This is a genomic window from Algoriphagus sp., from assembly GCF_024642405.1.
Taxonomy (GTDB): domain Bacteria; phylum Bacteroidota; class Bacteroidia; order Cytophagales; family Cyclobacteriaceae; genus Algoriphagus.
This window is the reverse complement of the sequence record NZ_JAHEBC010000267.1, coordinates 1-5301: the sequence shown is the minus strand read 5'-3', so window position 1 is coordinate 5301 and position 5301 is coordinate 1. Positions and strand designations below refer to the sequence as shown.

Genomic DNA, 5301 nt, shown 5'->3' with positions numbered 1-5301 from the left:
ATCAGGACCGGTACGCTTTGAACCCCATAAGAACGGTCTGTCATATACGAATTCTCCTGCTTTAGAGTATTCACCATATCGTTCAGTTTCAAACCTGAAAGGTCTAATCATCTGAGAATGGCAACCAACACATCCGTTTGCTATGTAGAGGTCTCTACCTTCAAGTTCTAGAGGAGTATATGGCTTCACAGAACTAATGGTGGGCACATTTGATTTTACCAGAATGGTTGGAATAATCTCAATCGCTCCACCAATTGCAATTGCTATTGTTGCTAATACAGTAAAGAAGACTGGCTTTCTTTCCCATGCTCTATGCCAAAATTCGCCTGCCGGCTTGTAGTTTTTTGCTAAGGCAGGAGCAGAGTCCACTTCAGTTTCTTGGAAAACACCCTGCTGTGCTGTCTTCCACATATTATAAACCATGATTACTGCTCCACTCAAGTAGAGTAATCCTCCAAACGCTCTGAGAATATACATAGGAACTAACTCGACAACAGTTTGGAGGAAGTTACCATAAGCTAATCGACCCATATCATCAAATTCTCTCAACATCAAGAACTGAGTCAAGGCAGCTACATACATTGGAAGTGCATAGAAAATGATACCCAATGTCCCTACCCAGAAATGAGTATTTGCCAGCTTCAAAGAATAGATTTTTGTTTTAAACAATCTTGGCCACATCCAGTAAAGCATACCGAATGTTAAAAATCCATTCCAACCTAAACCTCCGATATGGACGTGTGCAACTATCCAATCAGTATAATGGGCAATCGCATTTACATTTTTCAGAGAAAGCATCGGCCCTTCAAAAGTTGACATCCCGTAGGCAGTCAATGCCACTACCATAAATTTCAATACAGGTTCATTACTTACTTTATCCCATGCTCCTCTCAAGGTCAAAAGACCATTAACCATACCACCCCAAGAAGGAGCAATTAGCATCACAGAGAAAGCTGTTCCTAAAACCTGAGCCCATTCGGGCAAAGCTGTATAAAGCAAATGGTGAGGACCTGCCCACATGTAAATAAAAATCAATGACCAAAAATGCACAATAGATAGTTTATAGGAATAAACAGGCCTATTTGCGGCCTTAGGCAAGAAATAATACATTAATCCCAAAAACGGCGTAGTAAGGAAAAATGCCACCGCATTATGTCCATACCACCATTGTACCAGCGCATCTTGAACCCCTGCATAAGCAGAATAGCTCTTGAATAAAGAAACCGGTAGAGCTAATGAATTGAAAATATGTAAAACCGCAACCGTAACAAATGAGGCCATATAGAACCAGATAGCTACGTACATATGTCTTTCCCTCCTAGTAATTAAGGTTCCAATCATATTGGCTCCAAATGCCACCCAAACAAGAGCAATTGCGATATCAATTGGCCATTCCAATTCAGCATATTCCTTAGAGGTAGTAAGCCCTAAGGGAAGTGTGATTGCAGCTGCCAAAATGATTAATTGCCACCCATAAAAATGAAACCAACTCAGGGTTTTATTCCACATGGGGGTTTTCAATAAGCGGGGCATAGAATAATAAATACCCGCAAAAATGGCATTCCCAACAAATGCAAAAATTACTGCATTCGTATGTAATGGTCTTATCCTACCAAAAGTAGTATAAGGGTTTCCCAAATTGGCTTCAGGAAGAAATAGCTGTGTGGCGGCAATCACCCCCACAAGCATCCCGACGAGCCCCCAAATAATGGTGGCAGCCCCAAAATACTTGACAATCTTATTGTCATAATGGAACGTTTCTAATGTAGAATCACTCATTGGACTTAGTTTTTGATGGTTGATCTTTTTTTTCTTTTTTCTGCTGACTATTAAATAAAATTCTCACTGATGGGGTATAATCATCGTCAAATTGTCCATCCTTCATGGCCTTGAAAAACAAGTATAAAAAGGTACTTGCTAAGATTAAACTGACTCCAATTAATAGAAAGATTACCTCCATCTTAATTTTGATTTAGTTTGATGAGACCTTTTCTAATTGCGATGAAATTGGTAGATAATGTTGTAAACACTACCACCGATATACTACTCAAAGGCATTAGTATTGCACAAATCACGGGACTCAAAATTCCTTGAACCGCTAGGGAAACACCAATAATATTATAGGCGAAACTCAATAGAAAACTGATTTTAATAATATTCCTATTTGCTTTGGCAAAGCTTAAAAATGAGGGAATTCTAGAAATAACGGAAGCATCTAATATGGCATCGCTGGCAGGGGAAAAATGACTCACTTGCTCTGTTACAGCTATTCCAACTTCACTTTCCTGCAAAGCTCCAGCATCATTTAACCCATCTCCAATCATCAGGGTATGTTTACCGTCTCTATTCAGTTTTTTTAAATAATTAAGTTTGTCAGAAGGGCTCTGATTAAAATTGAATATCAGCTTTTTTCCCAATTGATCAATTAATGAACTTTGTTCATGACTGTGGTCCCCTGAAAGTAAGTGGAGTTCATAGTCAGTTTGTAATTCTTGGATCATTTTAGGCGCTGACTTTCTCAAACCTGACCTTATATAAAAATATCCTAAGTCCTCTCCACTTACAGATAAGTAAACAAGGTTGCCGTCTTTGATATCTTGAAGAATAGCCGAATGGGTAAATTCCTTTGAACCAAGCTTTATCTGCTCTCCTTTATAAAAAGCCTGAATCCCTTTTCCTTTTATTTCCTTAAAATCTGAAATACTTTCCGGGGAGATATCTCCTAAAAAATAATTAATCCTATTACTTAAAGGATGGCTTGATTTGGATACCATAGATTTAAGAATACCTAAGGTCTGATCAGTTAGCTTTTCACCAATAAACTCAATATGAGCATTAGCTGGTGCGGTAAGCGTACCTGTCTTATCGAAAACAATGGTTTCTACTTGTGCCAACTTTTCAACGATCCCGGCATTTTTTAAATAGAATTTTCCTTTTCCAAAAATGCGCAAGGTATTTCCAAGAGTAAAAGGTGTTGACATAGCCAAAGCACAGGGACATGCAACTATGAGAACTGATGTAAAGGCTTTAATAGCGATTGAAAAATCTTGAAAACTCCAAAAAACAAATGCGATAAATGCTATTGAAAGGACGGCCCAAGTGAAAATACCGCTCACTTTATTTGCCAGGGGCTCCAATAATCCGACTTTTTCTTTTTCAAAAGATTCGCTGTTCCAAAGGTCTGTCAAATATCCTTGAGAGGGGGATTTTTGAATAGTTAATAAAATAGGATCTCCAAATTGACGGCCACCGGCATAAATAATTTCTCTTTTTTGTTTTGGTACCGGGATTTCTTCTCCTGTGACAAAACTATAATCGATATTAGCATTTTCACTGAGCAAAATTGAATCTGCAGGAATGAGCTCTTCATTTCTAATGAGGATCACATCTCCAATTTCAAGCTTTGAAATAGGGATTACCTCTTCTCTATCCTTGTTTAGTTTTGTGACAGCCATAGGGAAATAAGATTTATAATCCCTATCGAACTCTAAATTGGCGAAAGTCTTTTGTTGATATAATTTACCTAAGAGCAAGAAAAATAGTAACCCACCAAGACTGTCCATGAATCCAGCATTACCAAAAACAAATATTTCCCATAGGGAATAAAGAAATAAAGCTAGGATCCCTAATACGATTGGAACATCCATATTTATTTTCTCCTGTTTCAAGGAATTCCAAGCAGACAAGTAGTAGCTTCTTGCTGAATAAAAAACTACCGGCAATGACAGCACAACATTCAGATAGTTAAACAAACCTCGAAATTCATTTCCTAGTAATTGAGTCTCGGAAAAATATTCTGGCAAACTGAATAGCATCATATTTCCGAAACAAAACCCTGCCACAGCTAACTGGGAAACTAATTTCCGATCATAAACAGGCTTAATTTTACCTCCTTGATCAGATAAGCTTATTTTTGGTTCATAGCCAATAGTTGACAAAAGAGATACTAATTCCTTTAGTGAAATTTTATGGTGATCAAATTTTATCTGGACTTTTTTCTTAATAAAGTCAACTCTACTATTTAAAACACCAGAATGGATAAGAACGAGATTTTCTAATAACCAAATGCATGAGGCACAGTGAATGTGTGGAATGAAAAATGATATATGACTTTCTGAATCACCTTTAAAGTCTAATAATTGAATTTTCGTCTGATCATCATCTAAATAGTCAAATCTATTTAGTCTTGTATTTTTTAATTTTTGAGTCTCACCAGGAAACTTTTCTTGATCGTAATAAGAACAAAGATCATTTTCAGAAATAACTTCAAATACAAGCTTACAACCTTGGCAACAAAAATTTTTATCGTCAATCGCCAAACCTGAATCAGTACAAGCTTCCCCACAGTGGTAGCATTCTATTACTGAATTTGAGATTTTCGAAGTTTTCATCTTTTTAAGTTTACAAAAATTAAATTATTAATTATTCTAAAAACATGATTTACGTCAATAATTACCATACTTTATAAGGATAAGTAAAATGATAATTGATCATCCCAAAGAGCCCCTTTATAAAAATTAAAAAGCACATTTGAGAGTTCTTTTTGGTAGGTTTTGGTCGTTACTAAAAGAGTACATTTATGTTGCACTGCATAGGACCAAAAATCACCTATTCTTAAAAAATTAAATTTAATAAAGCTGGTTTCTGAAGTAGCAGCTGAAATTTTTTGTATAAGTTCTTGTTCTTCTTTTAATCTCGATTTTGGAATAAAACTAGGGGAAATAATCGTCGCTTTGCTTCCACGAATTAAATTTTGAAAAAGAGTTAAGAATTTATCAATGATTTTAGCAGAACTTTCTGTGCCATCATAATGAAATAGAAGATGTTTTACTGAGAAATTAGGGACAAACAAAAGAATTGGCGTATTACAAGGTTCTTTTTCAATTGCTTTTGGGAAATCATGAATCATTAGCCAATCCAAAACTTTATTGAGTTCCATAGTAAAAAGTGAATAATCAGAACCATCAAAAACAAATTGACCATCAGCTAGAGCAGGCTGGAATTCATAACTTAGAATTTCACTTTTTAATGGACTTATAAATCTAGATGGTAGATCAAATTTCGTATGGGTTGAAGACTTCGTTTCCATTCTGATTAGCATTCCTCAAAGCTATTTATTGAGGAACGAGAACATCATGACCATTCCTATGCAAGAATATGATAAAAATCAGTTTTTCTCATAAATACAAAAAAAGCCCTTTGGAGTTAACCAAAGGGCTTAAATAATGTGGCGGCGACCTACTCTCCCGGGTGTAACCCCAGTACCATCGGCGCTGCAGGGCTTAACTTCTCTGTTCGGGA

General features: G+C 36.3%; 4 protein-coding genes. All 4 read right to left on the bottom strand.

All coding sequences use genetic code 11. The features are described 5' to 3' along the window. Positions 1-1779 (bottom strand): cytochrome-c oxidase, cbb3-type subunit I (gene ccoN / locus Q0L68_RS15810; RefSeq protein WP_296705081.1); only part of this gene is annotated, 1779 nt, incomplete at its 3' end. Then, positions 1772-1960, bottom strand: coding sequence for a cbb3-type cytochrome oxidase assembly protein CcoS (ccoS, locus tag Q0L68_RS15805; protein ID WP_296705079.1), 189 nt, complete (start codon positions 1958-1960; stop codon positions 1772-1774). The genes ccoS and ccoN, both read right to left, overlap by 8 nt. Before the next feature lies 1 nt (position 1961). Continuing rightward, positions 1962-4391: a heavy metal translocating P-type ATPase metal-binding domain-containing protein gene (locus tag Q0L68_RS15800; RefSeq protein ID WP_296705078.1), complete on the bottom strand. Its 2430-nt coding sequence runs from the start codon at positions 4389-4391 to the stop codon at positions 1962-1964. Positions 4392-4462: 71 nt separating this feature from the next. Next, the gene (locus Q0L68_RS15795; protein WP_296705076.1) at positions 4463-5089 is read right to left on the bottom strand and encodes a hypothetical protein; all 627 of its coding nucleotides are present in this window, start codon (positions 5087-5089) and stop codon (positions 4463-4465) included. Positions 5090-5301 lie beyond the last annotated feature (212 nt).

Excerpts from the sequence above, each read along its gene's own strand:
- ccoS (WP_296705079.1), bottom strand. The coding sequence starts at position 1,960 with ATGGAGGTAATCTTTCTATTAATTGGAGTCAGTTTAATCTTAGCAAGT.
- Q0L68_RS15800 (WP_296705078.1), bottom strand. The coding sequence starts at position 4,391 with ATGAAAACTTCGAAAATCTCAAATTCAGTAATAGAATGCTACCACTGT.
- Q0L68_RS15795 (WP_296705076.1), bottom strand. The coding sequence starts at position 5,089 with ATGGAAACGAAGTCTTCAACCCATACGAAATTTGATCTACCATCTAGA.